This is a genomic window from Niveispirillum sp. FG148 (assembly GCF_057809655.1).
Genome location: NZ_JBMDKJ010000006.1, coordinates 206,808 through 229,664 on the forward strand (window position 1 = coordinate 206,808; position 22,857 = coordinate 229,664).

The following is a 22,857-nucleotide window of genomic DNA, read 5'->3' on the forward strand; positions in this document are numbered from 1 at the left end:
CTCCCGCGAGCTTTATTGGTGCCGCCACGCTAGTGCGCCGGACGCAGGCGCGCAAGGGGTGTGGGGAGGGGTGGTGCGGCATCTACCATCGCTGCGGCAGAGCCTTGTGCATTCTGTATCGTCTGGCCGCCACTACGCAATCATGGGCGTCAATGACGGCTCGTTACGTGCCGTCTTAGGCGTTCTCACTGTCATCCCGGCGAAAGCCGGGACCCAGGGGCCAAGCGCCCGACCTTTCGGCAGCGTCGATCGATGCAGTGTCGACCGTCACCCCTGTGGCCCCTGGGTCCCGGCTTTCGCCGGGATGACGATAAAATTCAGCAGTGCCCTTTAAGCACCCCTCGGCCCCCACAGGATCAACCCCGCACCCATCAGGCAGAGTGCCGCCCCGCCCAGGTCCCAGCGGTCGGGCATCTTGCCTTCCACCAGCCATAGCCAGCAGAGCGAGGCGGCGATGTAGATGCCGCCATAGGCCGCATAGGCGCGGCCGGCAGCGTCGGCCGGCGCGCGGGTCAGCAGGGTGGCGAACAGGATCAGGCTGGCCATGCCGGGCAGCAGCCAGAGGGGCGAGCGGCCGTCGCGGGCCCAGGCCCAGAAGGCAAAGCAACCGGCGATTTCCGCCAGTGCGGCCAGGACATAGAGCAGCAGCGTCCCGGACGCCATGGGCCCGTCAGCCCTTCAGCACCAGGGTCGACCAGTCGCCCAGCCGGTAACGCTTGACCAGGCGCAGGCCCTGGGCGCGGTGGGCGTTGATGACCAGCGGTTCCTGATGGTGCAGCAGGCCGGACAGGATGGCCGTGCCGCCGGGTGCCAGGTACTTGCGCAGATCCGGGGACATGCGGGCCAGCGGACGGGCCAGAATGTTGGCGACGATCAGGTCGAACTTGCCATGTTTGCGCACGGCCTCGGCCGCGTAGCCATTGGCGGCGTACAGCTTCACCAGCTTGTGTACGCGGTTCAGCTTGGCATTTTCCGTCGCGATCTCGATCGACAATTCATCGATATCGACGCCGATCACGGGCTTGTGCGCCAGCTTGGCGATGGCGAAGGCCAGGATGCCCGACCCGCAGCCCATGTCCAGCGCGTCGCGGAAGCCGCCGCGGCCGCGCGCCGTCAGTTCGGAAATGGCGCGCAGGCAGCCCTGGGTCGTCGCATGTTCGCCTGAGCCGAAGGCCATGGCGGCTTCGATCTGCAGGCCCAGCTTGCCCTTGGGCACCGGCTTCTTGTGGTGGCTGCCATGGATGAAGAAGCGGCCGGCCGTGATGGGCGGGAAGGACAGGTAGGTCTGGGTCACCCAGTCGATGGGGGCCAGCGGTTCCTTGGTCAGTTCCGGTTCGGCAATGCCATGGGCGGCGGCCAGCACGGCCAGCTTCAGCCCGATGCGGCTGATGTCCGGCTCGTTATAGGAGGTGCATTCGATCAGCCATTGGCCGCCCTCCTGCAACTCGAAGGTCGAAACGGCATCGACATGGGGTTCCACCATATCGGCGAAAACGGGAACCAGCGCCTCCGGCACCTCGAACGCGACACGCCACATCGGCTGCATGAACCCTCTCCACCTGATCCGGAACGGAATGACTGCAACATCGGATGGGCTGTTCTATCCGCATCACCCCCTTGCCGACAATGGGGCCTTGTGACAAGGCCGTCCCTCCAAAATGGCGATCCGTCAGCGACTTACCTTCCGCAAGGGAAGGCGTGCGTGGGTGTTTCCTGTTACGCAACCGCTCAACATAACCATCATCTTTCTGGCGTTAACATGTCAAATCACTGAAATGGAACAATGATATCCGCCCTTTTGTGCGCCGCAACATCCATGACGGCGACCAAAGGGATGCCCATAATGAATCATCATCGTCTTGTGCTGGGGACGGCGCTTGCCACCCTGTTCGCCTTCTCCCCCGCCATCGCGCAGACCGCGACCCAGGTGGCCGACGCCTCTGCCACGACGGATATGCTGGAAGAGATCGTTGTTTATGGCCGCGGCCAGACCCGCCAGGTACAGGGCGTCACCGCCGCCGCCATCGCCATCGAGGCGCCGGGCAGCAGCCCGCTGAAGGCCATCGAGAACCTGCCGGGCGTCAGCTTCCAGTCGGCGGACCCGTTCGGCGCCTATGAATGGTCGACCCGCCTGACCATCCGCGGCTTCAACCAGAACCAGCTGGGCTTCACCCTGGACGGCGTGCCGCTGGGCGACATGTCCTATGGCAATCATAACGGCCTGCATATCAGCCGCGCCATCAGCAGCGAGAATATCGATCTGGTGACCGTGGCCCAGGGTGCCGGCGGCCTGTCCACCGCGTCGTCGTCCAACCTGGGCGGCACGGTGCAGTTCACGTCGCGCAACCCGTCGGACAAGGCCGGCGCCTATGTCGCCGGCACGTTCGGCAGCGAGAAGACCGGCCGCGGCTTCGTGCGGCTGGAAACGGGCGAGCTGGAGACGGGCACCAAGGCCTATCTCAGCTATACCCGCCAGAATGCCGACAAGTGGAAGGGCGACGGCACCCAGCGCCAGGACCAGCTGAACTTCAAGGTCGTGCAGGATGTCGGCGAAGGTCAGGTCAGCGCCTGGCTGAACTGGTCCGACCGCGCCGAAAATGACTATCAGGACCTGTCGCTGGCGATGATCAACCGCCTGGGCTATGACTGGGACAATTTCGCCAAGAACTGGGCCCTGGCCGTCAAGGTCGGCGACATTTACAACGGCAACGTCAAGGGCCCTTACCCCGCCCCGGTCCAGACCGTGGACGATGCCTATTATGACGCCGCCGGCCTGCGCAAGGACACGATCGGCGCCGTCAATTTCACCTATCCCATCACCGACGCGGTGAAGGTCGACGTCACCGGCTATGGCCACAAGAATGACGGCCAGGGCCTGTGGTACACGCCCTATGTGGTGACGCCGGGCGGCGCGCCCATGTCGGTGCGCACCACCGAATATGCCATCGAACGCTTTGGCGGCATCGGTCAGCTGACGGCGGAAGTGGGCGACCACACGATCAGCGGCGGCGTCTGGTTCGAACAGAATGATTTCAACCAGGCGCGCCGTTTCTATGCCCTGACCAGCCGCGACTACAACACCCGCTCCTCCACCAAGTTCCAGAGCGGGCCGATGGCCACGCAGTGGGAATATAGCTTCGACACCGACACGACCCAGTTCAACCTGGCCGACAGCTGGAAGGCCACGGACGAGCTGACCGTGACGGCCGGCTTCAAGTCGCTGAAGGTGGAAAACACGGGCACGACCATCGTCGGTCCCGTCAAGAACGGCACCATCCAGGCCAAGGACAATTTCCTGCCCCAGGCCGGTTTCGTCTATGAACTGAGCGACGAGTACCAGTTCTTCGGCTCCTATGCCGAAAACATGCGCGCCTTTGAAAGCTCCGGCACGGGTGGCCCCTTCTCCACCACCAAGGAAGGGTTCGACGCCATCAAGAACAAGCTGAAGCCCGAAACCAGCCGTACCTTCGAGCTGGGCTGGCGCTTCAATGTCGGCATGGTCCAGGGTGTCGTCGCCGGCTATGACGTGAAGTTCGACAACCGCCTGCTGGGCGTGTCGCTGGGCTCCGGCATCCAGGGCAACCCGTCGGCCCTGCAGAATGTCGGCTCCGTCTCCCTGCGCGGTCTGGAAGCGGCCGCGACGGTGCAGATCACCGACGATTTCTCCGTCTTCGGTTCCTACACCTATTCCGACAGCCAGTATGACGACAATGTGCTGGACAGCACGGGCAAGGTCATCGCCGCCATCGACGGCAAGACCGTCGTCAACTCGCCCAAGAACCTGCTGAAGGGCGAGGTGAAGTATGACGACAAGAACCTGTTCGCGTCGCTGTCGGCCGCCTATACCGGCAAGCGCTACTACACCTATCTGAATGATATGCCGGTCGACAGCTACACGCTGGTCGATTTCTCCATGGGCTATCGTTTCGAAGGCAATGCCTGGCTGGAAGGCACGGAGCTGCAGGCCAACATCACCAACCTGTTCGACAAGAAGTATGTGTCGACCATCGGTTCCAACGGCTTCAGCAACAGCGACCCGACGGGCGAGTCCCAGACCCTGCTGGCCGGCGCGCCGCGCCAGTTCTTCGTGTCGCTGAAGAAGCAGTTCTGATCGGTGGGCGGCAGGCTCAGGTGAAGGCCGCTATTCCCTTGAAGGCGCTAAGCTGAGGATTTTGCACAATATTGCTTTCCCCTTGATGAGCGGGGATCCAGGGGCCAAGGGCACCGAACTGTGGTTCATGTGGCCCCTGGACCCCCGCTTTCGCGGGGGAGGCAGGAAAGTGCTGAAGACTGAGATACTGCTCACGCGCCTTGCTTGGGGGATCCCGGTACCGGTCCGTTTCGGTTCCACCTGAACCTGACGCTCTTTGCTGCTTCCGGGGCCGGCTCGCCAGCCCCGGCTTCGTCTTCTCTTTACCCCTTCATCATCGCCTTGATACGGGGCGGGCCCTGCCCGTCCCGTCTTTTCATTTTTTAAGACAGGATGATGCCGTCATGACCCGTTCCCTGCTTGACCGCCGCATGCTGCTGACCGGCATGGCGGCGGCCCCCCTGGTTGCCGGTGCCGCCCAGGCCCAATCCGTCCGCCGCCTGCCGGCCGACAAGGTGCTGTCCCGCATCGCCTTTGGTTCCTGCGCGCATCAGAGCAAGGAACAGCCGATCTGGGACGCCATCCTGGCGGCCAAGCCCGACCTGCTGATCCTGCTGGGCGACAATGTCTATCTGGACACGCGCAATGTCGACGACATGAAGGCCAAATACGCCCTGCTGGCGGCCAAGCCGAATTTCCAGAAGGTGCGGAATGAGATCCCCATCGTCGCCATCTGGGACGATCATGATTTCGGGGAGAATGACGCCGGCGGCGACTATCCGATGAAGGCGGAAAGCCGCAAGCTGTTCTGCGATTTCTGGGGAGAGGCCGCCGACAGCATCCGCCGCAGCCGCGCCGACGGCATCTATACCGAATACCAGTTCGGGCCCAAGGGCCAGCGCTTGCAGATCATCCTGCCCGACCTGCGCTGGAACCGCACGGCGCTGCAGACCATCGACATGGGCGGCAAGGATTATGAGACCTGGGCCAAGGCCCGCCACGCTGCCGGCCAGACCGTCCCCGGCCCCTATGAACGCCTGCCCGACGATGCAGCAACGCAGATCGGTGAGACGCAGTGGCGCTGGCTGGAGGACCGGCTGGCCCAGCCGGCGGACCTGCGCATCCTGGCGTCCAGCCTGCAGGTCGTGTCGGACTTTCCGGGCTGGGAGGCCTGGATCAATTTCGCCCATGACCATGAAAGGCTGATCGACGCCATCCGGCGCAAGAAGGCCCATGGCCTGTTCTGCATTTCCGGCGACACGCATTATGCCGAAATTTCCCGCCTGGACCTGAATGTTCCCTATCCGTTGTGGGATTTCACCTCGTCGGGCCTGACAGAGGTGTGGCCCGTACTGCCGCCCAACGCCCGCCGTGTAGGCGAGGCGTACCGGGCGCAGAATTTCGGCCTGATCGACATTGACTGGAAGGCGAAGTCTGTCGATGTGAGCATCCGCGACGTGGCGGGGGCCGAGCAACTGCGCCAGGGGCTGAAGTTCGCGGATCTGCGGGTGGGGTGAGGGGGCGTTGCTCTCTCCTGTCCCTGTTTTCTGCCTCCCGTTTTCCTTTAGGGGCGCTGACTTAGTCTATTGCCCCTCCTTTGCCTCCCCCTTGATGAGCGGGGGTCCAGGGGCCAGGGGCACTGACATGTGGTTCCTGGTGGCCCCTGGATCCCCGCTTTCGCGGGGAAGGCACCCTATTCCAAGGGACGAAGTCAGCGCCTCTGCGTGACGGCGGGGGAGCCTCGCGTGGTGCCCAGGGCTGAACGATGTGCTTCGCCCCCGCTCACCCTACGGGCACGCCCCCCCCTTACAACCTGACCTTCACCCCCGCCATCACCTGCCGTTCCGGGCCGATATTGGTCAGCCCGTCGCTGCGCCGGCCGGTTTCCACGCGCTTGCCGGTGATGTTCTCAGCCGTCACGTAGAATTCCAGCTCCGGCCCCACCCGCCAGCCGGCATAAAGGTCGCCCACCACATAGCCCGCCAGCGTGCCCAGGTTGCGGCTATCCTCAAACTGTTTGCCCGATGCGCGGGCCTGGGCGCGCAGGGTCAGGGCGGGCACGGGTGTCCAGGTGAGGTCCAGCGTGCCGGAATGGCGCGGGGACTGGCCCAGCCGGTTGCCCTTCAGGGCCGCCATGGACCCCGGATCGGTGATCTCGCTGTCGCTGAACAGATAGGCGGCGTGCAGGCGCAGGTCAGCCGTGGCCTGCCAGCCCAGTTCCAGTTCCACCCCATTGACCACGACCCGGCCCAGCCCGCGCCGCTGCGCCAGGCTGCCGCCGGCCGGCACGAAGATGCCCAGCTCGGCATTGGTGCCGGCCGTGGTTTGCAGCACGACATTGTCCACCGCATTTTTCACCAGTACGTGGAAGGCGGTGGCGCTGGCGGTCAGCCCGGCGGCAGGCGTCAGGCGCACGCCGCCTTCGATGCCGCGCATCCGTTCGGGTGCCAGCGCGGCATTGGCCTCCGTAATGTCATTGCCGACGCGGAAGGGGCGGTACAGCTCGTTCAGGGTGGGCAGGCGGAAACCGGTATAGGCGGCGGCGCGCAGGCCGAGCATCTCACCCGCCTGCCAATCCACCCCGGCGCGGCCATTGGCGACGGTGCCGTCACGCTTGGCAAACTGGTCATTGCGCAGCACGGCCCCCGTGGCGATGTCGCTTTCCGTGCGGTGCCCGTCCTTGTTGGTCCAGGCATCCAGCCGCCCGCCGGCAGAGATTGTCAGGCCCGGCACGCCCGTCCAGGCATGTTCGATGAACAGCCCGGCCAGATCCTGCTGTCCGCCGGCATCGCGCAGGCGGGTATATCTGCCGGCACTATAGGTGAAGCGTTCCTTGGTCCGCCCATCGGTCGTGCGCAGATCCGCACCGATATCGGTTTCATGCCCGTCAGCGGGGCTGAAACCCACCTGCACGATGCCGCCCTTGGCCGTGGCGGGCACGTCATACTGGTCCAGCGACGGGGTTTCGGCCGTGCGTGTGGCGTTCACGCTGGAAAAGGTGCTGGCAAAGGACCAGTCGCGCCAATAGGCCACGGCCTGCCAGTCGACCTTGCCTGCTTCCCCCACCAGACGCAGGCTGGCCTCCTTGGCGTCGGTGCTGTTTTCCGTATAAGGCGTGCCGTTGCCGCGGCTTTCCTTGAAGCCCGACAGTTTGGCCGTGGCCGACACGCCGCCGATGCGGGTGGCGATGGTGCCATCCACGGCATAGGCGTCGCTGCCGGCGCGGATATCGATGGGGCCGCGCCGCGACGGTTCCACCAGCTTCACCCCGTCGGTGCGAAAGGCGCTGCCGGCGACGCCGACATGCCAGCCATCGGAAGTGCCGCCCACCGACGCCTGACCCAACCAGGTTGACTGGCTGCCGCCCGCCACTTCCATGTCCAGCCCGTCACGTTGCTTGGTGTCGATGCGGATGGTACCGGCCAGGGCGGCATTGCCCCAGGGTCCGGCCCCGCCGCCGCGCGTGATGGTGACGCTGTCGGCCATGCCGGTGGGCAGCCGGCTCCAATAAACCCAGCCGCCGAACGGGTCGTTGGCCGGCACCCCGTCCACCAGCACCAAGGTGCGTCCGGCGCCGTTGGGACCGATGCCGCGCAGCGACACGCCTTGGGCCGTGGGATTGGCCGTGCGCGATCCGGACCGTCGGAACAGGCTGAAGCCCGGCACGGCGCGCAAGGCCTCGTCCAGCCGCCGTTCCGGGGCCGTGGCCAGGGTGGCGGCATCAATCACCGTGGGGCCATAGGCGCGTTCATAGGGCTGCACGCGATCACGCCGGCCGGTCACGATGATCTCCGCCACCTGCATGTCGTCGGCGGCCTGCGCGGCCGGAACGGCCAGCAGCAGCAGGACGAGCGCGGCGGCGCCGGTTCCCGGGCGGGGGGTGGGGGCCATGATGCTTCCTTCCCAATTTGCTTGCCCGGTCAGATCCGGGGACCGGCCGAGGCCGTAAGCTGTTGATGCAAGCCGTGGATATGGTCAAGCGCTGTCGTCAGTTGCGCGCCCGTGCGGGCGCCCCGTTCGCCGCCGGGCCGGCATTCGCCCAGCACACGGGCGGGCTGTCCGTCCAGAAGCAGCACGCGGTCGGCCATCTGCACCGCCTCCTCCAGATCGTGCGTGACCAGCAGCATGCCGGCCCCCGGATGCCTCGCCAGCCAGTCCAGCAGCAGCGCGCGCAACCGTTCGGCCAGGGCGACATCCAGCGACACCAGCGGTTCATCCAGCAGCAACAGGTTGCCCCCGGCCGCCAGCATGCGGGCCAGTGCCGCCCGGCGCTGCATGCCCAGGCTGACCTCCGCCGGGAACTTGTCCTGGCTGGCGGCCGGCAGCCCCACCTGTTGCAGCCAGTCGGCGGCGACAGGCACCTGCCGGTGGGCAGGGGGCAGGGCCAGCAGCACATTGGTCGTCAGATCGCGCCAGGGCAGCAGGCAGGGTTCCTGGAACTGCACGGCGACCGTCAGATCCGGCGCTGTTATCCGGCTTCCCTGGAAATCCTGATCCAGTCCGGCCGCGATCATCAGGGCGGTGCTTTTGCCGCAACCGCTGGGCCCGACCAGGGCCACCACTTCGCCGGCCGCCACGGTCAGGGTCAGGCTGGCCAGCACGGGCGCGTCGGCAAACCGTTTCTCCGCGATCTCCAGGTGCAGCAGGGTCTCAGCCATGGGAACCCCGCCAGCGCCCGGCCCGCCGTTCCAGCGGCGCCATCACGGCCAGTTCCAGCACCTGCGCCACGGCCACGAAGGCGAGCGTGTAGGCCAGCAGGGTGGACACGTCGAACAGCTGGAAGGCCATATGGATCTTGAACCCCACCCCATCGCCGCGCCCCAACAACTCCACCACCAGCACGATCTTCCAAACGAGCGACAGGCCGTTGCGGGCGGCTGCGAACAGATAGGGTTGCAGATGCGGCAGCAGCAGATGGCGCAGCCGGTCCAGGCGCGTGAAGCGATAGGCATCGGCCATGCGCGACAGGGCGGGGTCCAGGGCGCGGGCCCCGGCACGGACCTGCACCACCACGTTGGGGATCTTGTTCACGGCCACGGCGGCGATGGCGGCGGCCTCCGTCAGGCCAAACCACACATAGGACAGCACGATCACCACCAAGGCCGGCAGGTTCAGGGCCAGCATCAGCCAGGGGCCCAGCAGCCCGTCGATGCTGCGTGACCGGCCCATGGCGATGCCGATGAAGGTGCCCAGCGACAAAGCCAGGGCGAAGGCGGCGGCCACGCGCGCCAGCGTGATGCCCAGATGCAGCCAGAGCTGACCGCTGCCCGCCTCCCGCGCCAAGGCAGCGGCCACGGCGGCGGGGCCGGGCAGGGTGGGGCCGCCCACTGCCAGGGCCGCCCCCTGCCAGATCAGCAGGATCAACAGGATGGACAGGCCGGCGCGCAGCAATTCCTACCCCCAGGACAGGGGCCAGAAGGTGCCGTCGGGAATGGCGGCGGCATCGCCCACCAGATCCCGCCCGCCCAGTTCGGCCAGGATGGCGAACAGCCGGGCCGCATCCGCCCGCTCGGCTTCCGTCCAGCTGCGCGGGATGCCCTGGCGGAAGCGGTCGCGCAGATGCGTCGCGGCGGCATCGTCATCGGCCCCCAGCAGCGGGCGGATCTCCGTCCAGGCGGTATCGTCTGCCGCCATGATCTCCTTGGCCTGGCGCGACAGGCGGGTGAAGGCGGACAGGCCATCGGCGTTGCGCGCGGCCCAGTCGGCGCGGAAGACATAGCCCAGCGACGGCACCTCCGTCCGCAGGCCCAGATCGCGGGCCAGATCGGCCACGCCGATCAGTTGCCGCATCCCCGCCGCTTCCAGCTTCGCCGCATAATGCCAGTAGGTCAGCACGGCATCCAGGCGGCCGGCCTGAAGCTGCTGCGACAGCAGCGGCGGGGCGGCGAACAGCGGCGTGGATTGGGCTGCCAGGTCGATGCCGTGCCGGCGCGCGGCCTGGGCGCGCAGCAGCAGCCAGCCCTTGTCGACGGGGCTGCCGGCAATGCCGATGCGCCTGCCCGCAAGATCGGCCACGGACCGGATGGGGCTGTCGCCCGGCACGATGACGGCCCCCACGGCGCAGGAATAGGGGATGAAGGACAGGTCGAGGCCGGCCGCGCGTTGGCGCGCCACCCACAGCCAGTCGCTGGCGATGATATCCACCCCGCCGGCCAGCAGCGCCACCTGGGCGGCCTGCGCGCCCGCCAGTTCCTGGATGGACAGATCGACGCCCAGCACCCGGTCCAGCCCGCGCGCCCGCGCCACGGCGATTTCCCATTGCACGGTGCCAAAGGGCAGAAGGCCCAGGCGCAACGGTGGCGCAGCGCTTGCGGCCGGTGCCGCCAGCATGGCGGCCGCCCCCGCCAGGAAGGCCCGGCGGCAGACCCTGATGCCCATCGCTTCCTCCCCGGAAGATTGTTCGTTGCGGTCATGCTACGGGGGGGATGCCGGGGGGCCTATTAGACCATGGGATAAGGGGGGGAGGGAGGCGCCTTACTTGCCGGCGCCGGGAAGACGCGGTTTGAAAATGATCCTCTACCTACCTTCTGTCCTTCCTTCCCCGCCAACTAATCCATCCAAAGTCCAATAAACCAACGTCCAATATCACCGCCCCCGCATCCTCCCTAACGTGGTGACGCGATTACTTCGCCAATTTCATCAATGCCTGCGACGGCCCGGCTTCCTGCCGGTCCGAACGGGATCGTCTTGCCCGATGCTTCGGGCCAATCACCGACTGGGAGGGAGAAATGCGTCTGCGCGATGTGCTGCGTCTGGGGGCGTGCGGTCTGGCGCTGGGTTTTGCCGTGGCGGGGCCGGCGGCAGCCGACACCACGGACGACCTGCTGAAGCAGTTGAAGGCCAAGGGCATCCTGTCTGAGCAGGAATTCCAGGCCCTGTCCGCCCGTAAGGCGGAGGAGGAGAAGACGACCAAGGCAGCCCCGGCCGCGGCTGCGGCGCCGGCCGGCAAGACCATCCAGGCCAGCGACAGCGGCGTGGGCTTCAAGGTCGGCGGGGTGGAGGTGAAATTCGCCGGCTCCGTCAACGGCTTCTACGTCTATGACAGCGCCGACAGTCCGGGCGCCGCCAAGACTGTCGTGGGCGGTCTGGCCAGTGTGGCCGGCAACGATACCAGTTCGGTGCGCAACGGCCTGCTGCCCGGCTTCCTGAAGGTCGATGTGACGACACAGCAGGGCGGCTGGGATGTGGGGGCGCATTTCGGCATGTATCCCGGCATCAACAGCGTCAATTGGGCGGGCGGTGCCAATTCCGGCGGCCAGCCGACGGCGCTGACCACGTCGGGCATCGATTTCCGCCAGACCTACCTGACCTTCGGCAAGAAGGATCTGGGCGAGTTCAAGATCGGTCGCGATATCGGCCTGTTCGGCCAGGATGCCATCCTGAACGACATCACGCTGCTGGGCGTGGGCACGGCGGCGGGCAATGCCACCCCGTCCAACACCTCGCTGGGCCGCATCGGTCTGGGCTATATCTATACCGACTTCCAGCCGCAGATCACCTACACCACGCCCAGCTTCGGCGGTTTCACCCTGTCGGCCGGTATCTTCCAGCCGCTGGCGACGGCGGGCCAGAACGAGTTGAACGATACGCCCGGCTATCAGGCCCGCGCCGCCTATGACATGAAGTCCGGCGGGGTGACGCTGCATGCCTGGGCCGGGGCCATCAGCCAGGATCATGATCCGGCCCTGGCCGGCGGCCCGGATTACAAGGGCGAGGCCGTGGATGTCGGCGCCAAGGTCGGCTTCGGCGGGGCCAGCCTGCTGGGCTATTACTATACCGGCAAGGGCGTGGGCACGACGGGCCTGTTCGTGCTGTCGACCGATGCCAAGGGCAACCGCCGCGACAGCGACGGCTTCTATGTCCAGGGTGCCTATACGATCGAGAAGCTGACGCTGGCCGCGTCCTACGGCGAAAGCCATCTGGACCTGGCCAAGGGTGAGGTCAACCCGACCCTGCTGGACGCCAACAAGTCCTGGGTGGGCACGGTCCATTACGGCCTGACCGACTGGGTGACCCTGGTGGGCGAATATATCAACACCAAGTCCACGGCCCATGGTGGCAACGAGGCCACGTCCGACACGCTGGCGCTGGGTGCCATCCTGTTCTTCTGAGGGTGGTCCGTTCGGAGGGCGCCATTCAACACAGCGCGGGCCCATAGGCACTAAGTTAAGCTATGGGCACGTCGTTTTCCGCTCTTTCTCCCGTCACCCCGGCCTTCGCCGGGGCGACGGGGAGAGAGGGCTGAACAGGGGTAACGGACCTCTTAACTTGGCGCCTATGGGCGGGTGAGGGCGGCCATCCGCAAACACGCAAAGGGCCGCCCGGTGCGAACGGGGCGGCCCTTCTTCTTATCGCACTGTCACTGCACGTTGGCGCGCTGATGCGTCTGGGCGGCACCGGCGGGGGGTGTAAAATTGACCTTGTTGGCCAGGATCACGGCCTGGGTGCGGCTGAACACGCGCATCTTCTGCAAGATGGCGGAAACATGGGCCTTCACCGTCGTCTCCGTCACATCCAGTTCATAGGCGATTTCCTTGTTCAGCCGGCCGGCGACAACCAGTTCCAGCACCTTGCGCTGCTGTGGGGTCAGGGTATCGATGCGGCGCAGAATTTCCTGATCCTCTCCGGTCGGGCCGGCGGGTGCGGGCGCATCCTCCAGATCGGTCGGCATATAGACATCGCCGTTCAGCACCTGGCGCAGCGCCTCGGCGATGGCGCCGCGGGGCAGGGATTTCGGCACGAAGCCGGCAGCCCCGTGGCGCAGGGCGTCATTGACCAGTTGCCGGTCGCAGGTGGCCGACACCATAACCACGGGCAGGGCCGGATAGCGGGCCCTTAACGACGAAAGGCCGGCGAAACCATTGTTTCCCGGCATGTTCAGATCCAGCAGGACCAGATCGAAATCGCCTTCGCGATCGATGATCCGCACCACCTCGTCCAGGTCCGATGCCTCGAACAGCTCGCACCGGTCCAAGGCCACGGCCAGCACCGTGCGCAACCCGTCGCGCACCAGCGGATGATCATCCGCGATCAGCACCTTGCCCATCTCTTTCCTCCCCGTCGCTCTGTTGCCGAGCTGTATTTTGTGGGCGGAAGTCAGAGTACAGCCGGGGGCAGAAACTGCGCACAATCCTTTAGTATGAGCGTGACAAAAGACGGGGGCATCCGCCGGACGCCCCCGTCTTTTTGCTGCCCCCTCAAACGCCGGGCGCTGCCGTCCGGCAGCTTGGCTTACGCCGCATGGGCGGCGCGGCGGCGGTCGCCGCCGTCTTTTTGCTGTTCCCTCAGGCGCCGGGCGCCCGCATCCGCGGGCTTGGCTTACGCCGCATGGGCGGCGCGGCGGCAGTCGCCGCCGTCGAACGGTCATGGGGAATGACCGTTCGCGGGGACTGTTACCTCAGGCGGCAGGGCCGTGATCAGGCCTTGGGCAGCTTGAACACCCAGAGCGAGCCGCCCTGGTTGATATGCTGGATGGACTTCGCCACCTCGCCACCCCACAGCGGGACGGCGCCGCCCCAGCCGGACAGCACGGCCACATATTGTTCGCCATCCTGTTCCCAGGTGATGGGGCTGCCCACCACGCCGGAACCGGTGTTGAACTTCCACACTTCCTGGCCGGTCTTGGCGTCGAAGGCCTTCAGATAGCCTTCCGGCGTGCCGGTGAAGACCAGATTGCCGGCCGTGGACAGGACGCCGCCCCACAGCGGGGCCTTGTTCTTATATTCCCACTTGATCTCGCCTGTGGCGGGATCGATGGCGCGCAGCACGCCGATATGATCCTCATACAGCGGCTTGATGTTGAAGCCGGCGCCCAGATAGGCGGCACCCTTCTTGTAGTTGATGCCTTCGTTCCAGATATCCATGCCCCATTCATTGGAGGGGACATAGAAGAAGCCCGTGTCCTGGCTGTAGGCCATGGGCATCCAGTTCTTGCCGCCCAGGAAGGACGGGGCGGCGAAGACAGACTTGCCCTTGGTCTGGCCCTCGGCCGCTTCCATCGGGTTGCCGGGGCGGTTGGCCGGGTCGTAGATCGGACGGCCCTTCTTGTCGAAGCCCTTGGCCCAGGTGACCTTGGACACGAACGGCGTGGCGGAGATGAACTTGCCGTTGGTGCGGTCCAGCACGAAGAAGAAGCCGTTGCGGTCGGCCTTGGCGCCGGCCTTGATGATCTTGCCGTCCTTCTTCAGGTCGAACGGAATGAATTCATTGACCCCGTCAAAGTCCCAGCCGTCATGCGGCGTGGTCTGGAAATGCCACTTGATCTCGCCCGTAGTGGGATCGATGGCCAACGTGGAGGAGGTATAGAGATTGTCGCCGGGACGCAGATGGCTGTTCCAGGGGGCGGGGTTGCCCGTGCCCATATAGATCAGCCTGGTTTCGGGATCATAGGTGCCGCCCAGCCAGGTGGCCCCGCCGCCCTGCTTCCACATGTCGCCCGGCCAGGTGGCGTTCTGCTTGCCGGTGACGGTGCTGTCCTTGCCGTTCAGCTGCCCCATATGGCCTTCGATGGTGGGGCGCGACCAGACCAACTCGCCCGTCTTGGCGTCACGCGCCTCCACCTTGCCGATGATGCCGAATTCGCCGCCGGAATTGCCGGTGATGATCTTGCCATCCACGATCATCGGCGCGGCGGTATAGCTGTAGCCGGCCTCGTACTCCGCCATCTTCTTGGACCAGACGACCTTGCCCGTATCCTTGTTCAGGGCCACCAGCTTGGCGTCCAGCGTGCCGAAATAGACCATGTCGCCATAGATGGCGGCACCGCGGTTCACCACGTCACAGCAGGGCATGATGCCGTCGGGCAGGCGCGCATCATATTGCCACTTCTCCTCGCCCGTGCGGGCATCCACGGCCCACATGCGGCTGTAGGAGCCGGTGATGTAGATGACGCCGTCATGGACGATGGGCTGGGCTTCCTGGCCACGCTGCTTTTCCCCGCCGAAGGAGAAGGAGAAGGCGGGCACCAGCTTCGCCACGTTCTCCGTGTTCAGCGTCTTCAGCGGGCTGTAGCGCTGGGCCTGCGGTCCCATGCCATAGGTCAGCACGTCGCCGGGCGTGGCGGCGTCGTTCATCAGGTCGGCGTCGGTGGGACCGGCGGCGAACACGGGCGTGGCGGCGGCCAGCCCCAGCACGGCGCAGGTTGCCAGCAGAATGCGCTTCATGGCGTCTTGTCTCCCTGTTGGGTCCGGTGGCGGCGGCACGGTGCCTGCAACCCGCGTCCGGTTTCAGCAGAACCCGCCCGCAAGCCCCCGTCCGCGACAGGGGCTCGACCCTGTACGGCCAGATATTTCAGGGGGATGGGAAGGCGGTGTGGTTTGTTGACGGGGCTCAAGGTAACGCCGCCGGGCAGGGGGCAAAATTGAACCTTGGTATCAGCGGGCCCGGGACGGGGCGGAAACGGCCCTGGCCGAAGAATGTATTTGCCCGAGGTAATGCCAATGTATGATAGGCAGACCATCACCGGCTGTCCTTCATGGCCGGGCCACATGCATTGGCCGGCCGCCGCCAGGGGATATTCAGGGACCGACCGTGACCGAAACACCATGCCGCCCCGCGCAACGCACAACGTCGCCGACCGAACCCGCCCGGTTCCTGCCAGCCTTGCTGCGGTGCCTGCTGGTTCTGCTGGCCGTGGCCCTGCCGGTCGGTGCCCAGACACCGGCCGATCCGCCCCCCATCCCCTATTGCGTCGATCCCGACTGGCCACCTTACGAGGTCATCAACCCGCACGGCGTGCATGAAGGGATCGCCGCCGACCTGTTGCGGCTGGCGGCGGAGCGGTCCGGCCTGTCGGTGCGGCTGGTGCCGACCAAGGACTGGGACGACAGCATCGCCACGGCCCAGCGCGGCGATTGCGCCTTTCTCAGCTTCCTGAACCAGTCGGCCAAGCGGGAAAGCTGGCTGGTCTTCACCGCGCCCTTGTTCACCGACCCCAATGTCATCATCACGCGGGAGGACCAGCCCTTCGTCGCCGATCTGGCGGGCCTGTCGAACAAGACCATCGTATTGCCCAGCGGTACCGCGATCGAGGAATGGGTGCGCCGCGACTTCCCCAACCTGCGCGTCATCCTGGCGCCCAGCGAGGCGGTGGCCTTCGAAATGGTATCAAACCGCGAGGCCGATCTGACCATCCGGTCGATGGAGGTTGCCGTCTATACCATCAAGAAGCAGGGCTGGTTCAACCTGAAGGTCAACGGTCTGGTGCCGGGGTACGAGAACAAGCTGCGTATCGGTGTACGCAAGGACCAAGCCGGCCTGCGCGATGTGCTGAACCGCGGCATCGCCACCATCACCACCCAGGAACGCACGGAGATTGCCAACCGCCACGTTTCCATCAATGTACAGACGGCCATCGATTACCGGCTGCTGCGCAACATCGTCCTGGTTTTTTCCGTCCTGCTGCTGACCAATCTTCTGTGGGCGATGAAGCTGCGCAAGGTGAACCGGCAACTGCGCCGCCTGTCGCGCCGCGACAGCCTGACCGGCCTGCACAATCGCACCGCCCTGGATGAGCAACTGGTGACGGAGATCGATCGGGCCCTGCGCCATGACAGCCCGCTTTCCATCATCATGATCGATCTGGATCTGTTCAAATCGGTCAATGACCAGTTGGGCCATCTGATGGGCGACCGGGTGCTGGTTGCCATCGCCGGATTGCTGAAATCCGCCACGCGCAGCATCGATACGGTGGGCCGCTGGGGCGGGGAGGAATTCCTGATCCTCTGCCCCGACGCCAATGCCGCCCAGGCGATGGTCATCGCCCAACGCATCTGCGCCACGGTGCGGGCCTTCGGCTTTCCCACGGGCTGGACCCATACGGTCAGCGCCGGGGTCGCCGAATTGCAACCGGGGGAAAACCAGCAAAGCCTGCTGCAACGCGCCGACGCGGCCCTGTATCGGGCGAAGAATGGCGGACGTGACCGCGCGGAACTTTAGCCCCTATGCCCCCGGCGGGACGTGGGTGATGGCATAGCGGGCGAAAGTGGCGGCGACGGTGCCGTCGGCCAGCAGGCCCGCGATCAGGTCTTCCAGCCGGTAGCCCAGGTCGCGGCTGTCGGCCTTCACGGCCAGACCGATATCCCAGCCCTGTTTGGCCAGACCGGGGAAGGGGCCGCGGCGGACGGACAGTTTGTGGTCGGCCCCTTGCAGGCCCAGTTCCACCTGGGCCAGGGTCGCCATCACGGCGCCGGCCTGTCCCTGGGTCAGGTCCCGCATGGCGGCCGACGCCGTCAGGTGATGGACCACATCGCCGCGCAGCCGCCCGCCGAAGGCGCCGGTCAGGTAGAAGTCGGGCACGCTGTCGGTTTCCACCGCGATGGGGCTGCCGGCCAGATCACCCATGCCGCCTCGGCAGTCGGTGCGCTGCGGATCGCAGGCCAGCGCGAAGCTTTCCCGGTGATAGGGGGCGGTCAGCACGGCCATGTCGTTGCGCAGGCCGAATTCCCGGTCGATGGGTACATGCATCATGACGTCGGCCACGGGCTCGCCCAGGACGGAGCCCTTCCAGACGGCGTTGCGCAGATCGTCATCCATATTCTCGTCGGCCGTCAGTTCCATGAATTCCGCCACCACACCCAGCCGGGCCGCCAGTTCCCGGCCCAGATCGACATCGATGCCGAGCAACTGCCCGTCACGGCGCCAGGACCAGGGCGGGTTGTCGCGATAGACGGCGATGCGCAGGCTGCCCTTTTCCATCACCTTGTCCAGGGGCGCGGCCGTGCCGGGACGCGCAAACCCCGCCGCAAGCGGCAGGGTCGCGAAAAGGGCCATGAGCTGGCGTCGGGTCATGGGAAATTCCTTGAGAGCGGTTGACGGGACCGGAAACCGCTCCGGCGGCGACTGCCGCCGCGCCGCTCGTGCGGCGTGAAGCCAAGCCGCGGATGCGGCGCCGGCGCCTGAGGAACATGAAAGGCTTCACTGTGGCTGGGTTTCCAGCCAGGAACGGATGGCCCAGCCGGCTTCCTGGCCCAGCACGGGACCGAAGGCGGGCATATAGACCTTGCCATCGCGCGACGCGCCCTTGCGGAAGCGTTCGGAGAACCATTCATCGCCCGGATCGCCTTCATCCAGGAAGCGCAGATCGGGGGCGATGCCGCCGGAAATGGCACCCAGCCCGTGGCAGCGGGCGCAGTTCTGGTTATAGGCCGACGCCCCAATCTCGATGGCGCGGGGATTGCCGCGATAGGGGTTGCTGGCGCGCCAGTCGGGGCCCAGCTTTTCCAGCCCGTCAGTATTCACGGGCTGGGGCGTGACATCGCCATGCGCGCCGGCCGGCAGGACGGCAAGGGTGGAGAGCAGGGCGGCGGCCAGCAGGCCGGCGACGAGACGGGACGACATCGGCAACATCCTCGGGTGATGGCTCGGGTTTGGGCGACCGCACTGCCTGGGACCCGGGGGCCGGGTGCGGCGAACGATCGGAAGCCTAACGATTCCGCCGCCCTGTACTTATTGGACTTTGGTGCCACGCCGGTTTCCGCCCACCGAAACCGACGTGGCGGTCTGATGCCATAGTCCTATGGCCCGTTCCCATGGCTGCCGGATAGGCTTGGTGCCAAGGGCTGGCAAAGGCCCACCCGCAGGGAAGGAATATGGGATGCGTGCGCGATGGCTTTTGCCCACCCTGGGTCTGCTGGCCGCTGCACCGGAGGTGCCGGCCGGCACGCTCTATGTCACCAACGAGCGGGATAACAGCCTGTCCGTCATCGATACCGACACGCTGACGGTCAAGCAGACCCTCAAGGTCGGCGCCCGGCCACGCGGCATCACGCTGAGCCGGGATGGCAAGCAGCTTTACATCTGCGCCAGCGATGATGACACGGTGCAGGTGCTGGACATTGCCAGCGGCAAGGTCATCCACAATCTGCCGTCGGGCGACGATCCCGAACAATTCGCCCTGGCGCCCGACGGCACGCACCTGTTCATCGCCAATGAAGACAATAATGTCGTGACCGTGGTGGATGTGCCCAGCCGCACCGTCGCCTATCAGATCGATGTGGGCGTGGAGCCGGAGGGCATGGCCGTCAGCCCCGATGGCAAATGGGCCGTCAACACATCCGAAACCACCAGCATGGTGCATTGGATCGATACGGCCACACGGCAGTTGGTCGACAGCACCTTGGTTGACGCCAGGCCGCGCCATGCCGAATTCACGGCCGATGGCAAGGCACTGTGGGTATCGTCGGAAATTGGCGGCACGGTGAAAATCATCGATGTCGCCAGCCGGCAGGTGACGCGCACCATTCCGTTTGCCATCAAGGGCGTGCAGGCCGACAAGATCCAGCCCGTGGGCATCAGGCTGTCGCGCGACGGCGCGCTGGCCTTTGTGGCGCTGGGCCCGGCCAACCATGTCGCCGTCATCGACACGGCCAGTTTCACGGTGAAGGCCTATCTGCTGGTCGGCCGCCGGGTCTGGCACATGGCCCTGTCGCCCGATGGCAAGACCCTGTTCACCACCAACGGGGTCAGCAACGATGTCTCCGTCATCGATGTGGAGGGGCTGAAGGTGGTGAAATCCATCCCGGTCGGGCGCTATCCCTGGGGCGCGGTGGTGGTGCCGTGACGGGGCCGGCGCTGGCGGTTGAGGGGCTGAGCTTCGCCTATGGCAAGGGTGGCTTCGCCCTGGACGGGGTGGGCTTTACCGTGGCGCCCGGCCGCTTCACGGCGCTGCTGGGCGCCAACGGGGCCGGCAAATCCACGCTGATGGGTCTGCTGACCCGGCTGTTCACCCCGGCATCGGGGGATATCCGGATCTGCGGCCATGATCTGCGCCGCCACCCTCGCGCCGGCCTGGCCGCCATGGGCGTGGTGTTCCAGCAGCCGACCCTGGATCTGGACCTGTCCGTGCGCCAGAACCTGACCTATGCCGCCGGACTGCGCGGGCTGTCGCGCGCCGAAACGGCCCCGCGCATCGCCGCCCTGCTGGAAAGGTTCGGCCTGTCGGCGCGGGCCGGCGACAAGGTGCGGCTGCTGAATGGCGGGCACCGGCGGCGGGTGGAACTGGCCCGCGCCCTGCTGCACCGGCCGCGCCTGCTGATCCTGGATGAACCGACCGTGGGGTTGGACGCGCCGTCGCGCCGCGATCTGGTGGAGCATGTGCATCGCCTGTGCGCGCAGGATGGGGTGGCCGTGCTGTGGGCCACGCATCTGTTCGACGAGGTGCGCGACGGCGACGATGTCGTGCTGCTGCACCGGGGTATCGTGCGGGCCACGGGGGGCGTGCCCGATCTGCTGGCCCGTACGGGGGCGGACAATCTGGCCGATGCCTTCCAGGCGCTGACGCAAGGGGGCGGGTCATGATGATCTATCTGCGCGCCCTGTCGGCCATCATCGGGCGGGAAATGCTGCGCTTCCTGCATCAGCGGGAACGGTTCATCTCCGCCCTGGTGCGGCCCCTGGTCTGGCTGTTCATTTTTGCGGCCGGGTTCCGGGCGGCGCTGGGCATCTCCGTGCAGCCGCCCTATGACACCTACATCACGTACGAGACCTATGTGCTGCCGGGGCTGGCCGCCATGGTGCTGCTGTTCAACGGCATGCAGAGCAGCCTGTCCATGGTCTATGACCGGGAGATGGGCAGCATGCGGCTGCTGCTGACCAGCCCGCTGCCGCGCGAATTCCTGCTGACGGCCAAGCTGCTGGCCGGGGCCGTGGTCGGGCTGGCGCAAGCGGCGGCGTTCCTGGGCATCGCGGCGATTGCCGGGCTGACGGTGCCGCCGCTGGGCTATCTGACCGTGCTGCCGGCGCTGCTGCTGGCGGGGTTGATGCTGGGGGCGGTGGGCATGCTGCTGTCCAGCACCATCCGGCAGCTGGAGAATTTCGCCGGGGTGATGAATTTCGTCATCTTCCCGGCCTTCTTCCTGTCATCGGCCCTCTATCCCCTGTGGAAGATGCGGGAGGGCAGCGAGCTTCTCTATCAGCTTGCCCGCTACAACCCCTTCACCCATGCCGTGGAGATGATCCGCTTCGCCCTTTACGGACAGGTGGCGTGGGCGGCGGCGGCCTGGGTGGCGGGGGCGACATTGCTGTTCCTGGGTCTGTCCTTCTGGGCCTACAACCCCGCCCGCGGGCTGATGCCGCGCAAGGCCGCGGGCGGAGAGGGGTAGGCGGGTAATATCACTCCACCGTCAGCACCGTGACCGAATGCGCGGGCAGGGTGGCCGACAGGGTACCGCCCGACAGCTTGGCGCCATTGAACGAAACCGGCTTGACCGCGTCGGGCTGGTCGAAGCTGTTATGGCTGTTCAGTGCCGGGGCCGTCAGGATGCGACCCGACACCCGCTTTGCCTTCACCCCATCCAGGCGGATGTCGGCCGGCAGCGCCCGGTCGGGATGGACATTGACCAGGGCCACCAGCAGCTTGCCATCCTTGGTCCTGGCCGCCGACACGCTGACCCCCGGCACGCGCCGGTCGCCCTGCACGTAATCAGGCGCCAGCACGGCGACGGGGAAGGACGTCGCCCCCTGGAAGCCCTGATACATGTCGAAGACATGATATGTCGGGGTCAGGATCATCTTCGGACCCTGGGTCAGGATCATGGCCTGCAGCACATTGATCATCTGGGCGATGTTGGCCATGCGCACGCGGTCGGCATGGTGGTGGAAGATGTTCAGGTTGATGGCGGCCGTTACGGCATCGCGCAGGGTGTTCTGCTGTTCCAGGAATCCCGGATTGGTGCCCGGTTCCGGATCGTGCCAGTTGCCCCATTCATCCACGGCCAGGGCCACGCGCTTCTGCGGATCATACTTGTTCATCACCGCAGCATGGCGGGTGATCAGATCATCCATCTTGTAGGCGCCGACCAGGCTGGCGAACCATTCCGGTTCCCCGAACTGGGTGGCCGATCCCTTCTTCTCCCAGGTGCCGGCCGGGATCATGTAGGCCGAGGTGACGTCGTAGAAATGCAGGCTGTAGGCGTCGATCATGTCGCCTGCCCCGGACATCACGGCTTCGGTCCATTTCACGTCGCCGGCATTGGCGCCGCTGGCCAGGATCTTGGTCGGCTGGCCCGGGGCCGGCTTCACGAAGGTGCGGATCTGACGCAATTGGTCTGTGTAATATTCGGGCCGCATATTGCCGCCGCAGCCCCAGGTCTCGTTTCCGATGGCAAACCAGTCCAGCGTCCAGGGCTTGTCCCGGCCATTGGTCCGGCGCATCTGGGCGAGCGTGGAGCGGGTGGTGCCGGTCATGTATTCGACCCATTCCGCCATCTCGCGCGCGGAGCCTGTGCCGATATTGCCGTTCACATAGGTCTTGGCGCCCACCAGCTCGCTGAACTCCATGAATTCATGGGTGCCGAATTCGTTGGTCTCATTCACCCCGCCCCAACTGGTATTGACCGTCACCGCGCGCTGATCGCGCGGGCCGATGCCGTCACGCCACTTATATTCATCGGCGAAACAGCCGCCGGGCCAGCGGATCAGCGGCACATGGATGGCCTTCAAGGCGTTCAGCACATCGGTGCGATAGCCCTTCACATTGGGGATGGGGGACCCTTCACCGACCCAGATCCCTTCATAGATCAGCCTTCCCAGATGTTCGGCGAACTGGCCCTGGATCTCCGGCGCGATCACGGCCCCCGGCCGGTCCGCACCCACGGTGACGACGGCGTCCTGTGCCGCTGCCGGTGCGGCGGTCAACAGGCCCAGGCAGATCAGCAGGTGGCGAAAATGTCCCTTCATACGCGCGCACTCCCCCATTTTGTGACCGGAAACGGTTGGGTCAGGAAATATCCGGCCGGTGGCCGAACCATACTTGGCATCGTCGCAATATT

Annotated in this window: 18 protein-coding genes; 7 read left to right on the forward strand and 11 right to left on the reverse strand. The window is 66.0% G+C overall.

All coding sequences use genetic code 11. From position 1 onward, the window contains the following. Nucleotides 1-330: 330 nt before the first annotated feature. The gene (locus tag ACODTW_RS09215) at nucleotides 331-663 is read right to left on the reverse strand and encodes a YnfA family protein (RefSeq protein WP_488945679.1); all 333 of its coding nucleotides are present in this window, start codon (nucleotides 661-663) and stop codon (nucleotides 331-333) included. A gap of 7 nt (nucleotides 664-670) precedes the next feature. Next, entirely contained in the window at nucleotides 671-1,546 is an 876-nt protein-coding gene (locus tag ACODTW_RS09220; protein ID WP_488945680.1) for a 50S ribosomal protein L11 methyltransferase, read from the reverse strand. Nucleotides 1,547-1,843: 297 nt separating this feature from the next. Here ACODTW_RS09220 and ACODTW_RS09225 point away from each other — a divergent pair, with 297 nt between their 5' ends. Together ACODTW_RS09225 and ACODTW_RS09230 are read left to right on the forward strand one after the other, a co-directional pair. Further along, entirely contained in the window at nucleotides 1,844-4,111 is a 2,268-nt protein-coding gene (locus tag ACODTW_RS09225) for a TonB-dependent receptor (RefSeq protein WP_488945681.1), read from the forward strand. Between the two features lie 383 nt (nucleotides 4,112-4,494). Continuing rightward, nucleotides 4,495-5,607 carry an alkaline phosphatase D family protein gene (locus tag ACODTW_RS09230; protein ID WP_488945682.1) on the forward strand — a complete coding sequence of 371 codons (1,113 nt, stop codon included), beginning with the start codon at nucleotides 4,495-4,497 and terminating at the stop codon, nucleotides 5,605-5,607. 289 nt (nucleotides 5,608-5,896) lie between these two features. Here ACODTW_RS09230 and ACODTW_RS09235 read toward each other — a convergent pair whose 3' ends face one another. Genes ACODTW_RS09235 through ACODTW_RS09250 form a run of 4 tightly spaced genes read right to left on the reverse strand, consistent with a single transcriptional unit; the run spans nucleotide 5,897 to nucleotide 10,468 of the window. Beyond that, the gene (locus ACODTW_RS09235) at nucleotides 5,897-7,981 is read right to left on the reverse strand and encodes a TonB-dependent receptor (RefSeq protein ID WP_488945683.1); all 2,085 of its coding nucleotides are present in this window, start codon (nucleotides 7,979-7,981) and stop codon (nucleotides 5,897-5,899) included. Between the two features lie 29 nt (nucleotides 7,982-8,010). Beyond that, complete coding sequence (locus ACODTW_RS09240) at nucleotides 8,011-8,748, reverse strand: ATP-binding cassette domain-containing protein (protein WP_488945684.1); 738 nt, start codon at nucleotides 8,746-8,748, stop codon at nucleotides 8,011-8,013. Then, the gene (locus ACODTW_RS09245) at nucleotides 8,741-9,481 is read right to left on the reverse strand and encodes an ABC transporter permease (RefSeq protein WP_488945685.1); all 741 of its coding nucleotides are present in this window, start codon (nucleotides 9,479-9,481) and stop codon (nucleotides 8,741-8,743) included. Before ACODTW_RS09245 ends, ACODTW_RS09240 begins: the two co-directional genes overlap by 8 nt. 3 nt (nucleotides 9,482-9,484) lie before the next feature. Further along, nucleotides 9,485-10,468, reverse strand: coding sequence for an ABC transporter substrate-binding protein (locus ACODTW_RS09250; protein WP_488945686.1), 984 nt, complete (start codon nucleotides 10,466-10,468; stop codon nucleotides 9,485-9,487). Nucleotides 10,469-10,818: 350 nt separating this feature from the next. On the opposite strand from ACODTW_RS09250, the gene ACODTW_RS09255 reads away from it, so the two are divergent. Next, nucleotides 10,819-12,201 carry a porin gene (locus ACODTW_RS09255; RefSeq protein WP_488945687.1) on the forward strand — a complete coding sequence of 461 codons (1,383 nt, stop codon included), beginning with the start codon at nucleotides 10,819-10,821 and terminating at the stop codon, nucleotides 12,199-12,201. A 248-nt stretch (nucleotides 12,202-12,449) separates the two neighbouring features. Here ACODTW_RS09255 and ACODTW_RS09260 read toward each other — a convergent pair whose 3' ends face one another. Together ACODTW_RS09260 and ACODTW_RS09265 are read right to left on the reverse strand one after the other, a co-directional pair. Continuing rightward, on the reverse strand, nucleotides 12,450-13,136 hold the full coding sequence (locus ACODTW_RS09260; protein WP_488945688.1) for a response regulator: 687 nt from the start codon (nucleotides 13,134-13,136) through the stop codon (nucleotides 12,450-12,452). 370 nt (nucleotides 13,137-13,506) lie between these two features. Next, a complete protein-coding gene (locus ACODTW_RS09265; protein WP_488945689.1) occupies nucleotides 13,507-15,252 on the reverse strand; it encodes a methanol/ethanol family PQQ-dependent dehydrogenase in 1,746 nt (581 codons plus the stop codon). Nucleotides 15,253-15,619: 367 nt separating this feature from the next. Here ACODTW_RS09265 and ACODTW_RS09270 point away from each other — a divergent pair, with 367 nt between their 5' ends. After that, nucleotides 15,620-17,026 (forward strand): diguanylate cyclase, encoded by a 1,407-nt coding sequence (locus ACODTW_RS09270; protein ID WP_488945690.1) that lies wholly within the window; start codon nucleotides 15,620-15,622, stop codon nucleotides 17,024-17,026. A gap of 3 nt (nucleotides 17,027-17,029) precedes the next feature. Here ACODTW_RS09270 and ACODTW_RS09275 read toward each other — a convergent pair whose 3' ends face one another. Further along, nucleotides 17,030-17,878: a substrate-binding periplasmic protein gene (locus tag ACODTW_RS09275; protein WP_488945691.1), complete on the reverse strand. Its 849-nt coding sequence runs from the start codon at nucleotides 17,876-17,878 to the stop codon at nucleotides 17,030-17,032. Nucleotides 17,879-18,004: 126 nt separating this feature from the next. Beyond that, entirely contained in the window at nucleotides 18,005-18,427 is a 423-nt protein-coding gene (pedF, locus tag ACODTW_RS09280) for a cytochrome c-550 PedF (RefSeq protein WP_488945692.1), read from the reverse strand. 256 nt (nucleotides 18,428-18,683) lie between these two features. Between pedF and ACODTW_RS09285 the strand changes: the two genes are divergently transcribed. Genes ACODTW_RS09285 through ACODTW_RS09295 form a run of 3 tightly spaced genes read left to right on the forward strand, consistent with a single transcriptional unit; the run spans nucleotide 18,684 to nucleotide 21,189 of the window. After that, complete coding sequence (locus ACODTW_RS09285) at nucleotides 18,684-19,649, forward strand: PQQ-dependent catabolism-associated beta-propeller protein (RefSeq protein ID WP_488945693.1); 966 nt, start codon at nucleotides 18,684-18,686, stop codon at nucleotides 19,647-19,649. After that, nucleotides 19,646-20,386: an ABC transporter ATP-binding protein gene (locus ACODTW_RS09290; RefSeq protein WP_488945694.1), complete on the forward strand. Its 741-nt coding sequence runs from the start codon at nucleotides 19,646-19,648 to the stop codon at nucleotides 20,384-20,386. Before ACODTW_RS09285 ends, ACODTW_RS09290 begins: the two co-directional genes overlap by 4 nt. Beyond that, nucleotides 20,383-21,189 carry an ABC transporter permease gene (locus ACODTW_RS09295; protein ID WP_488945695.1) on the forward strand — a complete coding sequence of 269 codons (807 nt, stop codon included), beginning with the start codon at nucleotides 20,383-20,385 and terminating at the stop codon, nucleotides 21,187-21,189. Before ACODTW_RS09290 ends, ACODTW_RS09295 begins: the two co-directional genes overlap by 4 nt. Nucleotides 21,190-21,199: 10 nt before the next feature. Here ACODTW_RS09295 and ACODTW_RS09300 read toward each other — a convergent pair whose 3' ends face one another. Then, nucleotides 21,200-22,765 (reverse strand): alpha-N-arabinofuranosidase, encoded by a 1,566-nt coding sequence (locus tag ACODTW_RS09300; protein ID WP_488945696.1) that lies wholly within the window; start codon nucleotides 22,763-22,765, stop codon nucleotides 21,200-21,202. Nucleotides 22,766-22,857: the final 92 nt, after the last annotated feature.

Excerpts from the sequence above, each read along its gene's own strand:
- ACODTW_RS09275 (WP_488945691.1), bottom strand. The coding sequence starts at position 17,878 with ATGACCCGACGCCAGCTCATGGCCCTTTTCGCGACCCTGCCGCTTGCG.
- ACODTW_RS09220 (WP_488945680.1), bottom strand. The coding sequence starts at position 1,546 with ATGCAGCCGATGTGGCGTGTCGCGTTCGAGGTGCCGGAGGCGCTGGTT.
- ACODTW_RS09260 (WP_488945688.1), bottom strand. The coding sequence starts at position 13,136 with ATGGGCAAGGTGCTGATCGCGGATGATCATCCGCTGGTGCGCGACGGG.
- ACODTW_RS09300 (WP_488945696.1), bottom strand. The coding sequence starts at position 22,765 with ATGAAGGGACATTTTCGCCACCTGCTGATCTGCCTGGGCCTGTTGACC.
- pedF (WP_488945692.1), bottom strand. The coding sequence starts at position 18,427 with ATGTCGTCCCGTCTCGTCGCCGGCCTGCTGGCCGCCGCCCTGCTCTCC.
- ACODTW_RS09230 (WP_488945682.1), top strand. The coding sequence starts at position 4,495 with ATGACCCGTTCCCTGCTTGACCGCCGCATGCTGCTGACCGGCATGGCG.
- ACODTW_RS09215 (WP_488945679.1), bottom strand. The coding sequence starts at position 663 with ATGGCGTCCGGGACGCTGCTGCTCTATGTCCTGGCCGCACTGGCGGAA.
- ACODTW_RS09265 (WP_488945689.1), bottom strand. The coding sequence starts at position 15,252 with ATGAAGCGCATTCTGCTGGCAACCTGCGCCGTGCTGGGGCTGGCCGCC.
- ACODTW_RS09295 (WP_488945695.1), top strand. The coding sequence starts at position 20,383 with ATGATGATCTATCTGCGCGCCCTGTCGGCCATCATCGGGCGGGAAATG.
- ACODTW_RS09285 (WP_488945693.1), top strand. The coding sequence starts at position 18,684 with ATGCGTGCGCGATGGCTTTTGCCCACCCTGGGTCTGCTGGCCGCTGCA.
- ACODTW_RS09250 (WP_488945686.1), bottom strand. The coding sequence starts at position 10,468 with ATGGGCATCAGGGTCTGCCGCCGGGCCTTCCTGGCGGGGGCGGCCGCC.
- ACODTW_RS09225 (WP_488945681.1), top strand. The coding sequence starts at position 1,844 with ATGAATCATCATCGTCTTGTGCTGGGGACGGCGCTTGCCACCCTGTTC.
- ACODTW_RS09235 (WP_488945683.1), bottom strand. The coding sequence starts at position 7,981 with ATGGCCCCCACCCCCCGCCCGGGAACCGGCGCCGCCGCGCTCGTCCTG.
- ACODTW_RS09255 (WP_488945687.1), top strand. The coding sequence starts at position 10,819 with ATGCGTCTGCGCGATGTGCTGCGTCTGGGGGCGTGCGGTCTGGCGCTG.
- ACODTW_RS09240 (WP_488945684.1), bottom strand. The coding sequence starts at position 8,748 with ATGGCTGAGACCCTGCTGCACCTGGAGATCGCGGAGAAACGGTTTGCC.